Here is a 16,105-nt window from a genome sequence, read left to right as displayed (position 1 = left end):
AAATTTATTCACTTTTGGTTTAAGGTTTATGGCTGCATCTGGTTCTGCAAATGCGCTACGCGCGTTGCAGCCGGCGGGTGTGAGTCGTAGAAAGTCGAATGCAGTGGATCGGGTGTCAGTGTGGCGGCATTATCTTGATAAAGTTTCACCAGCGCGCTGATCAAATTATCTGCTGAAGAATTTTGCGCCGCATAGGCATCAGCCTCAAATTCATGCTTGCGTGAATAAATACTCGAAATCGGGTGAAACAAAAATGTAAATACTGGTATTACAAGAAAGAACAACAACAACGCCATCGCCGGTTCAGGTACTGAAGTAATGGTTACACCTAACCCTTCGTAAAACCAAGGCTGGTTCATCAGATAACCCAGAAGCCAGAAGAATGCCAGACTCAATATGAACGAAAGGGCAATACGTTTGATGACATGACGGTGCTTAAAATGTCCGAGTTCATGCGCTAGGACAGCTTCGATTTCTTTGGGCTCCAGACTTGATAACAGTGTATCAAAAAAAACAATCCGCTTGGTTTTGCCAAATCCGGTGAAATAGGCATTACCATGTTTGCTGCGGCGAGAGCCGTCCATTACAAACAGGCCACTGGATTTGAAGCCGCATTTTGTCATCAGTTGCTCAATACGCGCCTTGAGCGCAGCATCTTCGAGTGGGGTAAACCGGTTAAACAAAGGCGCGATCCAGGTTGGGAAAATGGCCAGTAAAAATAAATTAAAAGTCATCCACGCCGCCCAGGCATAAACCCACCAGTGTTCGCCTGTTTTTTCCATCAGCCACAAAATGCAGAATAGCAAAGGTGCGCCCAGTAAGGTCATCAGCAGACCCTGCTTGACCAAATCGGTGAAAAACATGCCGCGCGTCATTTTGTTAAAACCGAACTGCTCTTCGATGACAAATGTGCGGTAGTAACTTAATGGAATTTCCAGCAGACTCATAATTAGAAATGTACTCATGATCAATGCCATACCATAAATGATCGGATCGCTGAACCATTCAGACCAATAATCACTGAGTGCATTCAATCCGCCGCCAAGCGTCAGTATCAGCAATATGCCGGCATGCAGAAAAATACCAGGATAACCGGCCCGCGTTTTGGCGCAGGTATAGTCGGCGGCTTTACGGTGATCGGCAAGGCTGATCTGGCTGGCAAATTCTTCAGGCACGCTGCCCTGGCGTGCTCGTACATGGCGGATATGCCGTGACGAGAGCCACGCCTGGATTGATACGCTGAGTAATAAAACAATAATAAAAATCAAGGTAAACGACTGCATCATGGTTTTTTTCTATGTAAGCAATAATGAAAGTGACGTCTTGTTACTAATTATGACAAAATAAAACATATTACATTCATTAATTCTGACTTTTTGTTTAATTATGGCACAAGATAACAATAATCATAACCTCATTTGGATTGATATGGAGATGACCGGCCTTGATCCGGAGAAGGATCGGATCATTGAAGTTGCAATTGTCGTTACCGATGGGCAGCTCAATATGCTTGCAGAAAGCCCTGTCCTGGTAGTTTCGCAGTCAAATGCGGTGCTTGAAGGCATGGATAAATGGAACCAGTCGACGCATGCAAAATCGGGCCTGATCAATAAAGTCAAGACATCAACGCTGACAGAAGCCGATGTGGAAGCACAAATGCTGGTATTTCTGCAGCAGCATGTGCCGTCCGGTGTGTCACCCATGTGTGGCAATTCTATCTGCCAGGATCGCCGCTTTATGGCGCGCTGGATGCCTGAGCTCGAGGCATATTTCCATTACCGTAATCTGGATGTCAGCACATTCAAGGAACTCGTCAAGCGCTGGAAGCCGGAAATCGCGTCAGGATTGAAAAAAGAAGGAAAACATGAAGCACTTGCAGATATTTATGATTCCATTCATGAGCTTAAATATTATCGTGAACATTTTATCGTTGCGTAAACCAAAAAAACATGGTTAAACAGCCTTTCTTCGATAACTGAGCAGGTTGTTGAGAAACGTTTTCGAATCGACCGGCAAGTTGATACAAAAGGAAAAAAACAGGCGACGCAGGCAAAGCGCAGCGAACAGCCAGAATGCCGGCCCGAAAGGCGGGGACACCGGGTGTGCCGAGTAGAAAGCGGCGTTCATGCATTAATAAATGCGCATGCTGCAGTTGTTTTAACGCTGCAGTGCTGTAACACAAATAGTTTTTCGACAGTCGGCTAAAGCTCTGTCATGGCCTGTTTGACTGCGGTATTTTTCAGGCCGGTGAGTTTTAATGTTAAGCCAGAAAGCATGTTATTATTTTTCCGTTTTACAATTTTCAATTAAAAGGAGAATACATATGTCCGATCCAAAATTCCGGATTTCGGTTACGGTTGCTGCCGTATCGTTTATTGTTGCACTGGGTGCATCACCTGTTATTGCACACGGCCCCGGCCATGATGATCATGATCACGACCAATGCAAATACTGTGAAAAAAAATTATCCAAAATGGATACTGACGGAGATGGCAAGATCAGCAGAAGAGAATTCATGAAATTTCACGGCGAGAAATTTGACAAGCATGATCTGAATAATGATCGTTTTCTGGATATGGATGAAATCCATTGGATGATGGAAGATATGCACAAGCATATGAAGGGCGGTCGCCATGATCATGGTGATGATCATGGGAAAGACCATGGAAAAGACCACGGTAAGGATCATGGTCATGGTCACGGTCATGGTCACGGTCATGGTCACGGCCACGGCCATGGTGATGACCATGATCAAGATCGCAAACAGGATAACGAAGAAATTGAGGATTCACCGCACGGTAGCCATGGTGAAGCGATGTATGACGATGATGAAGAAAATGTACATGAGAACCACTAAAAAACATCTTCAGTAGTTAAAAAGTGACCATCATTCAAAAATACCACCGGCTAAGCCGGTGGTAGGGTGCAACGTTTTATAAAGTGTAGAACACAAGACTTTAACACCCCTAAGGAGCCGCGAATAAACAAGTGTGGCAATTGGGCGCGTCTGGCGGGATGCAATGCAAGGCGAGGGGATGAGTTATGACACAAGCTATGGCGACGAACAATGCCGCAGTGTGCCCGCCAGATTGCGATCCAGGTGTTACAGTTATTTATGAACGACTCCTTAGTGTACGTGTGACGCTTCGCTCTTGTTCATCTCTGCAACCAGGTAATAGGCATTGTTCCAAGCCACTTGGACATTCTCTGAGAATGATTCAACTGGGTTGACTTCTACCCAACCGTCATCAGATATGCCTGTTATGATTTCAATGGGCTTAAAAACCCATTCTGCTTCTCCGTTTTTATGATGAGCTTTTGCCGTAAAGATGAAGGATTTTCCTTCTTCCACGACGACAGCGCTCTTCGGTAAGGCAGTGACAGGAGTATTCCCAGTATGGATTTCACCGAAAATATACATGCCCGGAATCAGAAAATTTTGTTTTTGTTCGATTTCAGCATGCACATGTACTGCTCTGGGTGCTTGCTCAAAATTCTTTCCAACCGCAAAAATTAACGCAGATAACGTTTTTCCCGGAACAGATTCAACCCTGAACGAAACTTTCTGACCTTCTTTTACCTGTGAAACGTGTTTTTCAAACACCATGAAGTCTGCGTGTATGTGCTCCAGATTCATAATCTGGAATAATGTTGCGTTAGGATCGACAAATTGTCCCAGTTGTATCAGTACCTTCTCGATATTACCGTCGATCGGACTGACCACAGGTACATTCTGCATAATTTTTCCGGTTCTGACTTTCCCTGTGTCGATATTCAATTGAACTAATTGTGCTTCATACCCGGTAACTTCGCCCTTCATTGCCAGAAAATCTGCCTGTGCTTGTTGATAAGCTTTGCCGGAGCCGACACCTGCTTCATAGAGGTGCGCTTCACGCCGGTATTCTTTTTTCAAAAATTGCATTTGATTATAGGCTCGAATATACGAAGCCTGAAGATTCGTCAAATTTGGATGTGAGAGATATGCCAGTATCTGGCCTTTTCGTACTTTTTCGCCTTCTATCACTTTAATCGCAGTAACATTAGCGCCTAGAATGGCTGTAACGGTAGCTCTATGCTGTGGAAACAGGGCAAGCCTACCGTTGACTTTTATATTTCCTGTAAGGGACCGTATGGGAATAGTGTCGACCCTGATATTGAGTTTGACACGCATGGATTCGGATAGATGTACTTCATTGGTTTTTTCGTGCGCATGCATGGCGTGATCATGCGTCTTCTGTGAATGCTTTGAGTTATCCTTGTTAAGATGATCATGTTTTTTATGATCTTTATGATCATGCTTTATATGCTTGTCTTCTGCGTGGAAAGTATGGCTGTCATTTGGTTTGCCGTTGCAGCCGGAAAAGACCGGCGTGGCGAGCACCAAAAAAGTAAGCAAGAACGGATTAAATGGGTTCATTTTAATTTGCTCTTTATTGATTGATTTTTCTGTCAGCGCAGAGTTTTAAGAAAGTATTCCAATTGATAGCGGTTATCCAGGTAACTACCGAAAGCGTTCCACGAATCGATTTCAATGCGTATTGCTTCGCGCATATTTTGTAAAAATGTGACGTAATCTATCGCGCCTTCTTTATAAGCGAATAGCGCGCCTTCCTGTTGTTCGCGTGCCATGGGAAGTGCCGTTTCCTGATAGTACCGCCATGAATTCAACCATTTGGTGTATTGTTCACGGATACTCTGGTACGTTGTACGCAGTTCTTGCTGCGTTTGCCGAAGATTCTGTGCGGCTATCGATCGTTGAATTCTGGCCGATTGTGATCGCCCCAATTCAGGACCAAAAAACAGCGGAATCTGAATACCGGCCTGAAACCGGTGAAAATCACCTGGTTGCCCGGTAATTACTTGTTTACCGTACCTCAAGTTAAACTTAGGCATAAACTGGGCTTTTCTTTCCTGGATAACGGCATCCGCTACATTGATTTGCTGTTTGGAGACGTTCAATAATGGATGATCCTCTATGGAATCAGTTACCGATTCAAATGGTATATCCAGTTGATCCGTTGGTGTGTCGGGCACGTTAAAGAAAGTATCGGTGGCAAACCATAAATTGAGTCTTTGTAATGCACTCAGGTAATCGCGATAAGCCTGCTCTTTTAATATCTGTACTTGATTGCCCTGGTTCGATGTCGCCAGGTATTCCAGTCTGGAGGTCGCGCCAACTTCAAGCCTTATACTGGCTGCCTGTTCGATATCTTTGAAGATTGAGTCTTGCCGTGAGTATACCTGATAATTTTTTTTGGCTGTGTAAGCCATGGCCCAGGCCCGGCTGACCTCACGCTCTACTTCGATAACGGTCAGTCTAAACACGTTTTCAGCTAAAGCAATCTGCGCTTCCTGGAGTTTCAATCTGGGTGCAACGCCAAATATATCGATCTGGCGCTGCTGTATACCAATTTGGGTATATATTCCTTCTCCATTGCCAATTTCTTCCCCGCCGGTAAAAATTGATGTGTTGCCCAAGTTCCATGCGGTTTTTTTCAAGACTTCCTGGTTTTCTATGTCCAGTCTGGCTGCTTGTATCTTTGGAAAATTTTTTACGGCCAGTTCTTTTGCCTGTTCCAGAGTGATTCTTTGTAGATTTTCTATCGATTTAGATTGTGCCTGCACTGTTGTGGCGGTACTCAAAAAAATGAGTATCGCAAACAGTATTAAAGTTTTATTGGTTTCGGTTTTTTGTTTGTTACTTGCTTCACTTTCTGCCGGTTTTTTGTTTTTATGATCATGATTTTCAACAATCGTATAAAGTACCGGAAGCATGAACAGCGTAAACAGAACCGATGTGAATAGACCGCCAATGACAACTGTCGCAAGCGGATGTTGTACTTCAGAGCCTGCCGTCACGGCGAGAGCCATAGGTAAAAATCCGAAAATATCAGTAAAATCTGCAAGCAGGATTGGCCTCAATCTTTCTTTGGTTCCCATAAGAATGCGTTGTCTGATATGGCTGATACCTTCCGTTTTTAATGTGTTGAATCGATCAGTCAGCACTAGACCGTCAAGTACAGCAACGCCAAAAACGACGATGAAGCCGATACCGGCAGAAATACTGAATGGCATATCGCGCAACCATAGGGCGAATATACCTCCAATTGTCGCGATGAAAATGCCTAAAAAAAGGATTAGGGATTGGGGAACCGATTTCAAGGCAAAATATAACATTAAAAAAACTTGGAAAAGTACAATTGGGGCTATAATAGCCAATCTGTTTTTGGCGCTTTGCAGGTTTTCGTATTCTCCGCCGTAGGTAAGATAATACCCGGGCGGCAAATCCAGTTCTGAATCCAGTCTTTGCTGAATATCCCTGACTACGGATTCGACGTCACGCCCACGGGTGTTTATGCCCACATAGGTTCTTCGATAGACGTTTTCGCGGGATATTTGCATGGGACCCTGTACAAAGTCGATATTTGCCAATTCCTGGAGTGGAATCTGATTTCCATTGGGTAGGTCCACGTAGAGATTGCGTAAGTCGTCAATGCTTTTTTGGTAGGTCTGGTCAAAGCGTATGACCATTTCAAAACGCTTTTCGCCCTCAAAAACGATACCTGCCACACCACCCGCAAAGGCCGAACGGATATATTCGTTCAGTTTTTCGATGTTCACCTCGTACTGAGCGAGTTTTTCACGGTTATAACGCACGGTCATTTGAGGCAAGCCGGCAACTCTTTCAGGGTTGACATCACCGACACCCGGAACGCTCTGAATAATTTGGACCATTTGTTCGGCTTTTTGCGTCAGAATTTCAAGATCTTCACCATAAAGTTTTACAGCTACATCTTCGCGGATGCCGGTTAAGAGTTCATTGAAGCGCAGCTCAACCGGTTGACTGAAAACAAGATTTACACCAGTCAGTTCGTTATCGAGCGTTGATTTTATCTTTTCAATAAGCACATCCTTTGAGTCAGCGGAAGTCCATTGGCTGATATCTTTTTCCAAAATAATGAACATATCGGCGATATCCATAGGCATTGGGTCAGTTGGAATATCTGCCACGCCAATTCGGGCTAACACAGTTTTAATTTCCGGAAAATTTTCCAGCAAAATTTTTTCTATTTGATTGGAAGTTTCGATGGCTTCATCGAGACTGCTTCCTTGCCTGATCAATGCCTGCATCGCAATGTCACCTTCATCCAGTTGAGGGATGAACTCGCCGCCCATTCTGGAAAAAATAAAAATGGCTGTGCAGCTCAGTGATACTGCAACAATAATGACGATTGTTTTATGTCGCAATGCGCTCTTGAGTAATGGACGATATGCGTGATAGATTCCGTTTATTATTCTGTCGCCAAATTTTTCAAAGAATTTACCCGGTTTCTCACGCCAACTATCCTTATTTTTAGACGGTTTTAAAAATAAGGCGGACATCATCGGAACATATGTCAGGCAAAGAATGACAGCACCCAGCATGGCAAATCCCAGGGTATACGCCATCGGATGGAACATTTTGCCTTCAATTCCCGTTAAAGCGAGGATAGGTACAAAGACTATTAAAATAATTATTTGCCCAAAAAACGCCGTTTTCATCATCGAGCTGCTAGCGCGATAGGCTAATTCATCCATAATATCTTGGGTGATTGCCAATTTTTCGGTCCGAAGTTGTTTTTGGATTTCAAAAAAAGTCCGTTCAACGATGATCACGACACCATCAACGATAATCCCGAAATCAATAGCGCCGAGACTGATCAGGTTGCCTGATATATCAAATATGCGCATCATGATAAAAGCAAACAGCAACGACAAAGGAATAGCACTGGCCGTAATAATGCCGCCCCGTATGCTTCCCATCAGAATAACCAGGAAAAAGATAACAATGAGCGCGCCCTCTGTCAGATTCTGGGTTACGGTACGGGTAGTTCTTTCTATCAATGCGCTTCTATCAAGAAATGGTTTGATCTCCAAGCCTTCTGGCAAGGATTTTTGAACTTCAGCGATACGCTCTTGAACATTCTGGATCACGGCATTTGAATTTGATCCTCTTAGCATCAGAATCATACCGCCTACAGCTTCCTGGCCATCCTGGGTAAACGCGCCATAACGCACCTGGTGACCAAAATGCACCTTTTCAGCGATATCTCTGATTAAAATAGGGATGCCGCCCTCATTTTTAATAAAAATATTTTTAATATCGTCAAGCGAGCGCACTAACCCTTCGCCGCGGATAAAGTTAGCCATATTGTGTTTCTCAATATAGGCACCGCCGGTATTGGCATTATTGCGGCGCAGCGCTTCGAATACCTCGGAAATGGAAATATTGTTGGCGTTCAGTGTTTCCGGGTTGATAGCAACTTCATATTGTTTAATTTTTCCCCCGAAAGAATTAATTCCTACGACGCCATCTACAAGTGCCATCTGACGTTTGACGATCCAGTCCTGTATGGTACGCAGCTCCGTAGGTGAGAAAGCAGTTTCATATCCGGGTCTGGGTTGAAGAGTATATTGATAAATTTCTCCCAGCCCGGTCGTGATAGGGCCCATAAACGGACTGCCGAATTGCTCGGGTATCTGTTGTCTGACTACATTTAATTTTTCCTGAACTAACTGGCGCGGCAGATAGGTGCCCATGTCATCTTCAAAGATGATGGTTACAACAGAAAGGCCAAAGCGGGAAATGGAACGGATTTCCACGGTGCCAGGCAGGTTGGCCATCGCCAATTCCACTGGAAAAGTGACAAACTGTTCGATGTCTTCAGTCGCCAGATTTTGTGAAACCGTGATCACCTGTACCTGATTATTGGTGATATCTGGTAACGAGCCTACATTCATGGTGAACATGGAATAAATCCCTGCGCTAATCAGGGCGATTGTCATCAAGCCCACAATAAGTTTGTTTTTGATTGAAAAATAAATGATGTTGTTGATCATTGATCAGCTCTTATAACGGAACAGAGATCAGCCGGGAGAAAGCAGTTATTTTTCAGAAATAAATACCTGCGCCGATCCCCTGGCTAAGCGATAGGATTATTAAATCCATGACAAATTGCTAAAAATGGTTGTTTTTGCCGCAACGCTGCAAGACTGTTTGAAACAGTATGAATGCGTGTTGTTTAGGAGCTGCGAATAAATAAGTGTGACAATTGAGCGCGTCTGGCGGGATGCAATGCAAGACGAGAAGATGAGTCATAGCACCAAGCTATGGCGACGACGAACAACGCCGCAGTGTGCCCACCAGATGCGATCCAGGTGTTACAGTTATTTATGAACGACTCCTTATTGTTTGGCAGATGAAATTCGCGGCTTTTTGTATGACTTGCCGGCAGGTGCGGCTGGCTAGCTAGATAGAATGTGTTTTCTGTTTCCCGGAAAAGCCGCTTATATCTGAGGAGATTTCAGCAATATGTCAACTGTAGAGAGAGTTTCGAGGTGGACGGAACGGTGAGTCCAAGTGTGTGTTTGTAATCGGTTCTGAAATGAATTCAACAAAAACTTCTATAATCGGAGGGGGCAGGGCATGTAATGGCTTTGTCAAGAAAAAAGGTTGATGCGCAGCACTAAGACATGCGTTGATTGAAACGGCTAATTCTGTTTCTGTGAAAAAATCCTTATTCGAGGAAGTCTTATGGTCTTCCTGTATGATTCCATGTGAATGTTGATGGTTATTGTCTAGCACATGCATAAAAATTTCACCATGAAAAGCCCATGCCAGTGAATTTGACAGCAATGCACACAGGAGTACTAAAAGCACGCAGTGAATGGAAAAATTTTTATACGCCATCTGTTAATACTAATTACTAATTTTCTGCTGCATTCGTTATTAAAAACGAGCCTGGAAAAGAAGAATTTCTGAATTGAGAATAAGGCTGAAGCAAATTTTGAATGATGTCAAGTTTAATGACGTAATTCGTCAGGTATATTCCTTGGTTCTTTATGTTCCAGTGGTTGAGGTTCCAGCACGGCGACGGTCAGTCTGTCGTCGTCAAAATATTTTTTTGCTACACTGCGAATTTGCTCTGCCGTTACTGTCTGCAGCTTTTCAAGAATGATTTCAATGTCCCGGTAGGAAAGCCCGATGCTTTCCAGCCTGCCGATCTGCATGGCCTGTGCAAATACTGAGTCGAGCTGATAAACCTGACTGGCGATTACCTGCGCTTTCACGCGCTTTAATTCATCATCAGTCACATTGTTTTCTATCACCCGCTTGATTTCAACGCGGAACGCCTGCTCCAGTTCTTCAACCGTTTTTCCGGGGCTTGGCGTGCCGGCGAGTAAAAACATGCCTTCGCCGCGGCCGGTTGCTGTATAACTGGCGCTTACAGAATTAGCGATTCGAAGACCGCGTACCAGTGATTTGTTCAGTCTTGCAGAAGCATGTCCGTCAAGTATGCTCTCCAGCACTTCCAGGGCATAAGGTTCCCAGTCCTCGGCAGTGTCATGTATAACGGGTGTATGATAGCCCATAAGGAGATAGGGCAATTCTGCCGGCGCTTTGACGGTGATACGCTTAATGCCAAGCTGAGGCGGCTCGGTCTGGGGTTTGCGCTCATCGAGTGCAGGGACAGGGCGGGCAGGAATCTTGCCGTAATGCTGTTGTGCCAGCATTTTAACTTCGTCTGGTTTGACATCTCCGGCAATGACAAGCACCGCATTGTTGGGCGTATACCAGCGATCATACCAGGCTTGAGCATCATCGACGGTCATGTTTTCAAGATCATTCATCCAGCCTATAACCGGGCGCCGGTATGGGTGGGACTGATATGCAGTCGCCAGCATTTTCTCAAATAACAGTGATCGCGCCTGATCATCGGTGCGCAGCCGTCTTTCCTCCATGACCACTCTGATTTCCTTGGAAAATTCTGCTTCAGTCAATCGCAGGTTATGCATGCGGTCTGCTTCCAGTTCCATTGACAGCGGCAAAAAGTCTTTATGCAGCTGTTGAAAATAGCCTGTATAGTCGCGGCTGGTGAAAGCATTGTCACGACCGCCGGCAGCGGCGATACGTTTGGAAAATTCTCCGCCGGGAACATTTTCGGTTCCCTTGAACATCATGTGTTCCAGAACATGCGCGACACCCGTTACACCGTTCGACTCGTCGACGCTGCCGGCTTTATACATCAACAAGGAAACAACGACAGGTGACCGGTTGTCTTCTTTAACAACCAGTTTTAAACCGTTGTTGAGCATAAATTCGTGTGGATTGGCGACTGCGGAGGTTGTTATCCAGTATAGAGATATCATCAGTACCGCGGTGATCGAACAAGTTTTTGAGTAAACCGGCTTCATTTTTGCTAACCTAATATGACTAAACAGAATAGAATTAAAGTTTGAATATGCGAACGCTTTATAAACGAAACGCAAACGCTTATCCCAATCAGGACAGAGCCTACCAGAATGTTTAATATTTTTAAATCGAAAAAGAAACAGAAACAGCCGGAGCACTCAGGACAAACCGAGGAGACACTCGAAAATAACGGTACTGCTGATGGCGCTGAGACGAATGACCGCTTACCGCAACCATCTCAATCCGACTCAGTTCAATCTGAGCAATTGACATCTTCGCCGGATTCCATCGCTGATTCCGGCTCCCATTCACAAAATAAAACCAGTCAACTCAGCTTTGCAGGCAAAATCCGTTTGGGATTGACCCGGACACGACAAAATCTTGGCAGGCAATTGTCAGGATTATTTGGTGCGGGTGGAAAAATTGACGAAGACCTCTATGAGGAATTGGAAACAATTTTATTGACAGCCGATACTGGTGTTAAAGCAACAGCCCAATTGCTGGAGGATTTGCGTCTACACGTTAAAAAACAGAGTCTGACCGAGGCGGCTGATTTGAAAACGGCGTTAAAGGAATCCCTGGTTGACATGCTTAAAGCGCTGGAAAGACCGCTTGATACAACGTTGAATAAGCCTTTTGTGATTATGATTACCGGTGTGAACGGCGTCGGCAAAACCACCTCAATCGGTAAACTGGCAAAATATTTTCAAGCGCAAGGACAATCTGTTTTACTTGCTGCCGGAGATACTTTTCGTGCTGCTGCACGAGAGCAATTGATCGCCTGGGGTGAACGTAACGATGTAACAGTGATCGCGCCCGACAGTGATCCGGGTAAAAAGAGCGATCCGGCTGCGGTGATTTTTGATGCAATTAATGCTGCAAAGGCGCGCGGAATTGATATAGTTCTGGCAGATACTGCGGGCCGCTTGACGACACAACTGCATTTGATGGAGGAAATCAAAAAGGTCAAACGCGTGATCGCCAAAGCCATGCCGGATGCGCCGCATGAAGTGTTGCTGGTGCTGGACGCAAACACCGGGCAGAATGCGGTAACGCAGGTGCAGGCATTTGACCAGGCGCTTGACGTCACCGGGCTTATTCTGACCAAGCTTGATGGCACTGCAAAAGGTGGCGTGGTCGCGGCTATCCGCGGTCAGTATCCGCAAAACCCGCCGGCATTGCGTTTTATCGGTGTAGGAGAGGGTGTGGACGATTTACGCCCGTTTAATGCTGAAGAATTTGTCGATGCCATGATTGATTGATGCGGTGTTTCCGGATAATTTGTATTGGCGGCGCTGCGTTCGCGGTGCCGGTTTGGCATAAGGCCTGGCAATAAAGCTTGGCGATAACGTAACTCATTGCATCGTATTCGCAATAATCATAACTGTATGATTCAATTCAAGCAAGTAAGCAAGCGCTTTCCGGATGGATATCTGGCCTTGAATAATGTTGATTTGGATGTGGGCGCAGGTGAAATGGCGTTTTTAACGGGGCATTCCGGAGCCGGTAAAAGCACACTGCTTAAATTGATTGCGGCTATCGAACACCCGACCTCTGGAGTTATTGCAATCAACGGCCACAATATCGTACAGCTTAAACCTGCGGCGTTACCATTTCTGCGCCGTAAAATCGGTTTTGTTTTCCAGGACTACAAACTGCTGTTTGACCGGAACGTATATGATAATGTATTGCTGCCGTTGCAGATCAGCGGCTTTGACAGCAAGGTTGTGGCCAGCCGGGTGCGTGCTGCGCTGGATAAAGTCGGCCTGTTAAAAAAAGAAAAAGCAATGCCGGTTACACTTTCCGGTGGAGAAAGACAAAGGTTGTGCATTGCGCGCGCCGTTGTGCATCGGCCGCTGGTTCTGATCGCGGACGAGCCGACAGGTAATCTTGACATGGGATATGCAAGGGAAATTATGGCAATTTTTCATGCGTTTCACCAGGTAGGTGTAACGGTATTGGTGGCAACGCATGATGCGGCATTGCTTAAAGATGCGCAGTACCGTATTCTGTTTCTGCAACAAGGAAAACTTGCGACATGATCAGGGCATGGCTGAGTCAGCACAGCTATGTTTTGGTACAGGTGCTCAAACGTATGGTGGCTTCACCGGTAACCAGCCTTCTCAGTGCTCTGGTCATGGGAATTGCGTTCAGTCTGCCGGTAGGATTTTATTTATTCTTGCAAAATATGCATGCGATTTCAGGACAGAATAGCGTCACGCCTCAAATGAGTCTGTTTCTCAAACAGAGTACAACGGGGCAGGATATTGCTGCTGTCCGTGAACGCCTGCAAGGGAAGGAACAGGTTGCACATATTCAATTCATTTCCAAAGACCAGGCTTTGCTGCAACTGCAGCAAAGTGGCGGAGCAGGGAACGTTGTGCCCAGCCTGGGACGAAATCCCTTGCCGGATGCTTTTGTCGTCGACGTGCAGAATGCACATGCTGAGGCGCTCGAACGACTGCAAATAATCATGCAGAAATGGCCGGAAATCGAGTACGTACAGTTTGATTCGGTCTGGGCAGAACGTTTGGAGGCCATACTGAGCTTTGGGCGTGTGATCACTATATTGTTATTTACATTACTGAGCGTCGCCGTGGTTGCTGTGATGTTTAATACTATCCGGTTACAGATTCTGACCAGACGTGATGAAATTGAGTTGTCTAAACTAATTGGTGCGACGGATGGCTTTATCCAACGTCCTTTTTTATATTTCGGTGCAATCCAGGGTTTGATTGGCGGGATAACAGCCTGGTTGATTATTGCGCTGGCGCTGCAAATGATTAACGATGAACTAAAAACACTGGCCGGTCTTTATGCATGGGATATACATTTACAGCATCTTTCCAATAGTGACAGTATCAGTCTGCTGTTGTTCGCCGCCTGGATCGGTTGGCTGGGCGCGCGCCTTGCGGTTGCCAGTCATCTTTGGCAAACCGAGCCAGGTTCATAATCTCTGATCAATTTTGCTGGCTTATTGATGGTGCGAATAAGCTAAAAAATTTAGATGAACAGGCCCAATGATCCGGGCGGTATTGGCTTGACATAATGTTGAACTCTCAACACAATTCGCACTCTTATGTTGAGAGTGCTAAAATAATAAGAATTGTGCGATCAGGTGTGAACAGATAAAATTATTTAAACGAGGTAAAGAGGAGGATATCATGACAACTGCCTTAACGATACCTGCTGTCAGTGGGAGTCTTGAAAGCTATATCCAGTCGGCAAATTCTTTTCCGTTACTGTCTCAGGAAGAAGAAAACAAACTGGCAAGACGCTTGCGGGACCATGATGATATCAGAGCAGCGCAGCAATTGATATTGTCGCATCTGCGTTTTGTCGTGACGATTGCGCGTAACTATAAAGGGTACGGTTTGCCGCAGGCCGATTTGATACAAGAAGGAAATGTGGGCCTGATGAAAGCGGTTAAACGTTTTGATCCCGAGCGCGGTGTCCGCTTGGTATCGTTTGCGGTACACTGGGTCAAAGCTGAAATTCACGAATTTATTATGCGTAACTGGCGTTTGGTTAAAATTGCAACCACAAAGCAACAGCGTAAACTGTTTTTTAATTTGCGCAGCTTGAAACAGGGACTCGATACCATGAGCCCAGGAGAAGTAAAACAGGTTGCTGAACAATTGAATGTCAAACCGGAGGAAGTGGTTGAAATGGAGAAGCGCTTCAATGGCAATGATATCTCGCTCGAGCCGTTGTCCAACGATGAGGACGATAACTACAGTCCGATTGCATATTTGACGGACGGTTCAGATCCATCGCAAATACTCGAGTCGGTGCAGGACAGAGTCCGTCAGGGCGTAGGGTTGCAGCAATCTCTGGATTGTCTTGATGCGCGCAGCCGTCATATTATCGAAGCACGCTGGCTTAGGGAAGAAGATACGGCAACGCTGCATGAACTGGCGGACGAGCTAGGCGTCTCAGCCGAACGGGTGCGGCAGATTGAAGCAAAAGCCATTCAGAAAATACGCAACGACATGGTGGCAATAAGCAACTGACATCCGGCTGAGGTATCAATTAATCAAGCACAAAAAACCCTCTTTGTAAAGAGGGTTTTTTGTCGGCTAGTTTGTCGGAGATTGAATTAATGGCCTGATTCGCGCATATGTTTAATCGCTTCCCGCATATGCTTGGCGCCTTCGTCTGCGTGTCCCATTTTGCCATGTTTAATCGACTCTTCGATATGCTTAATGGCTTCAGACATATGCTCGTGTGCTGCGGCGTGTGCTTTCTCAGCCGCCTGCGCATGATGCAAAGCTTTCTCTGCATGTTTTACCAGCACTTTTGGATGGCCGTCTTCACCATGAGCAAGCGCCTGCCCTGCATGTTCCATTGCTTCAGAGGTATGCCCGGCATCGGATGCCAAAGCCTGATTGCCCAGAAATAGTGCTAAAACTCCTATTGCGAATATAGTTGATAGCTGTTTCATTGTAACCTCCTTGATTTATGAATTAATGTTGCGTGTATAAGGATAGCCCTTGCAAATGCGCTTGCAGCATTTTTATTTGCATGTGAAAAGAATTAACAAGCACATGTCTATATATAACATAAAGCGCGTCAGAAAAACACAAATACGGTGCGCTTTAGTCCAAATCAAATGACAACAAACCACCATTTTTTGTTATTTTAAAAACGCCCAGATAAAAATGTTGAAATTTGGTAACTGCTAACCCCTAAAAAAACACTTGACAGGTTTTCAGGCGGTAAAAATTTGATTTCGTACCATAGCAAGAAACTCCCACAATAACTGCCTTGTAAGTAGCGACAAGCTATTGTAATTGCAACTTTGGTTTTTTGCTCAGGCAGGCTCGTTTGAGCTCAGTCAGCGGACAAATGACGCGTCAAAAAAAGCCGTGA

General features: G+C 45.2%; 11 protein-coding genes. 6 read left to right on the top strand and 5 right to left on the bottom strand.

Features of this window, described 5'->3' with window-relative positions:
* Positions 1-26: 26 nt before the first annotated feature.
* Positions 27-1,283 carry a M48 family metallopeptidase gene (locus tag BMY60_RS10580; protein ID WP_090333532.1) on the bottom strand — a complete coding sequence of 419 codons (1,257 nt, stop codon included), beginning with the start codon at positions 1,281-1,283 and terminating at the stop codon, positions 27-29.
* A gap of 103 nt (positions 1,284-1,386) precedes the next feature.
* On the opposite strand from BMY60_RS10580, the gene orn reads away from it, so the two are divergent.
* Both orn and BMY60_RS16500 read left to right on the top strand, forming a co-directional pair.
* Positions 1,387-1,938, top strand: a complete 552-nt coding sequence (orn, locus tag BMY60_RS10575) for an oligoribonuclease (RefSeq protein ID WP_090333509.1) — start codon at positions 1,387-1,389, stop codon at positions 1,936-1,938.
* 385 nt (positions 1,939-2,323) lie between these two features.
* Entirely contained in the window at positions 2,324-2,857 is a 534-nt protein-coding gene (locus tag BMY60_RS16500; RefSeq protein WP_090333505.1) for a hypothetical protein, read from the top strand.
* Between the two features lie 270 nt (positions 2,858-3,127).
* Here the strand turns inward: BMY60_RS16500 and BMY60_RS10560 are convergent, their stop codons facing one another.
* The 3 genes from BMY60_RS10560 to BMY60_RS10550 all read right to left on the bottom strand — a co-directional run bounded on the left by BMY60_RS10560 (position 3,128) and on the right by BMY60_RS10550 (position 11,235).
* Positions 3,128-4,417: an efflux RND transporter periplasmic adaptor subunit gene (locus BMY60_RS10560; RefSeq protein ID WP_090333503.1), complete on the bottom strand. Its 1,290-nt coding sequence runs from the start codon at positions 4,415-4,417 to the stop codon at positions 3,128-3,130.
* Positions 4,418-4,449: 32 nt separating this feature from the next.
* Positions 4,450-8,880: a CusA/CzcA family heavy metal efflux RND transporter gene (locus BMY60_RS10555; protein ID WP_090333501.1), complete on the bottom strand. Its 4,431-nt coding sequence runs from the start codon at positions 8,878-8,880 to the stop codon at positions 4,450-4,452.
* Between the two features lie 963 nt (positions 8,881-9,843).
* A complete protein-coding gene (locus BMY60_RS10550) occupies positions 9,844-11,235 on the bottom strand; it encodes a M16 family metallopeptidase (RefSeq protein ID WP_090333500.1) in 1,392 nt (463 codons plus the stop codon).
* Positions 11,236-11,343: 108 nt separating this feature from the next.
* Between BMY60_RS10550 and ftsY the strand changes: the two genes are divergently transcribed.
* The 4 genes from ftsY (at position 11,344) to rpoH (ending at position 15,246) form a co-directional block, all read left to right on the top strand.
* Positions 11,344-12,495 carry a signal recognition particle-docking protein FtsY gene (gene ftsY, locus BMY60_RS10545; RefSeq protein ID WP_090333498.1) on the top strand — a complete coding sequence of 384 codons (1,152 nt, stop codon included), beginning with the start codon at positions 11,344-11,346 and terminating at the stop codon, positions 12,493-12,495.
* A gap of 126 nt (positions 12,496-12,621) precedes the next feature.
* On the top strand, positions 12,622-13,275 hold the full coding sequence (ftsE, locus tag BMY60_RS10540; protein WP_090333497.1) for a cell division ATP-binding protein FtsE: 654 nt from the start codon (positions 12,622-12,624) through the stop codon (positions 13,273-13,275).
* A complete protein-coding gene (gene ftsX, locus BMY60_RS10535) occupies positions 13,272-14,186 on the top strand; it encodes a permease-like cell division protein FtsX (RefSeq protein WP_090333495.1) in 915 nt (304 codons plus the stop codon). The genes ftsE and ftsX overlap by 4 nt, the downstream gene beginning before the upstream one ends.
* A gap of 211 nt (positions 14,187-14,397) precedes the next feature.
* The gene (rpoH, locus tag BMY60_RS10530; RefSeq protein ID WP_090333493.1) at positions 14,398-15,246 is read left to right on the top strand and encodes an RNA polymerase sigma factor RpoH; all 849 of its coding nucleotides are present in this window, start codon (positions 14,398-14,400) and stop codon (positions 15,244-15,246) included.
* Between the two features lie 86 nt (positions 15,247-15,332).
* Here rpoH and smbP read toward each other — a convergent pair whose 3' ends face one another.
* Positions 15,333-15,677 carry a small metal-binding protein SmbP gene (gene smbP / locus BMY60_RS10525; protein ID WP_090333492.1) on the bottom strand — a complete coding sequence of 115 codons (345 nt, stop codon included), beginning with the start codon at positions 15,675-15,677 and terminating at the stop codon, positions 15,333-15,335.
* Positions 15,678-16,105 lie beyond the last annotated feature (428 nt).

Source organism: Nitrosomonas sp. Nm51 (assembly GCF_900111165.1).
Classification (GTDB): domain Bacteria; phylum Pseudomonadota; class Gammaproteobacteria; order Burkholderiales; family Nitrosomonadaceae; genus Nitrosomonas.
Note: the sequence above shows the minus strand (reverse complement) of the source record. Positions and strands in the feature narration are given on the sequence as shown.

Bases quoted from the DNA above. Each gene is read 5' to 3' on its own strand.
- BMY60_RS10580 (WP_090333532.1), bottom strand. From the start codon at position 1,283: ATGCAGTCGTTTACCTTGATTTTTATTATTGTTTTATTACTCAGCGTA.
- orn (WP_090333509.1), top strand. From the start codon at position 1,387: ATGGCACAAGATAACAATAATCATAACCTCATTTGGATTGATATGGAG.
- BMY60_RS16500 (WP_090333505.1), top strand. From the start codon at position 2,324: ATGTCCGATCCAAAATTCCGGATTTCGGTTACGGTTGCTGCCGTATCG.
- BMY60_RS10560 (WP_090333503.1), bottom strand. From the start codon at position 4,417: ATGAACCCATTTAATCCGTTCTTGCTTACTTTTTTGGTGCTCGCCACG.
- BMY60_RS10555 (WP_090333501.1), bottom strand. From the start codon at position 8,880: ATGATCAACAACATCATTTATTTTTCAATCAAAAACAAACTTATTGTG.
- BMY60_RS10550 (WP_090333500.1), bottom strand. From the start codon at position 11,235: ATGAAGCCGGTTTACTCAAAAACTTGTTCGATCACCGCGGTACTGATG.
- ftsY (WP_090333498.1), top strand. From the start codon at position 11,344: ATGTTTAATATTTTTAAATCGAAAAAGAAACAGAAACAGCCGGAGCAC.
- ftsE (WP_090333497.1), top strand. From the start codon at position 12,622: ATGATTCAATTCAAGCAAGTAAGCAAGCGCTTTCCGGATGGATATCTG.
- ftsX (WP_090333495.1), top strand. From the start codon at position 13,272: ATGATCAGGGCATGGCTGAGTCAGCACAGCTATGTTTTGGTACAGGTG.
- rpoH (WP_090333493.1), top strand. From the start codon at position 14,398: ATGACAACTGCCTTAACGATACCTGCTGTCAGTGGGAGTCTTGAAAGC.
- smbP (WP_090333492.1), bottom strand. From the start codon at position 15,677: ATGAAACAGCTATCAACTATATTCGCAATAGGAGTTTTAGCACTATTT.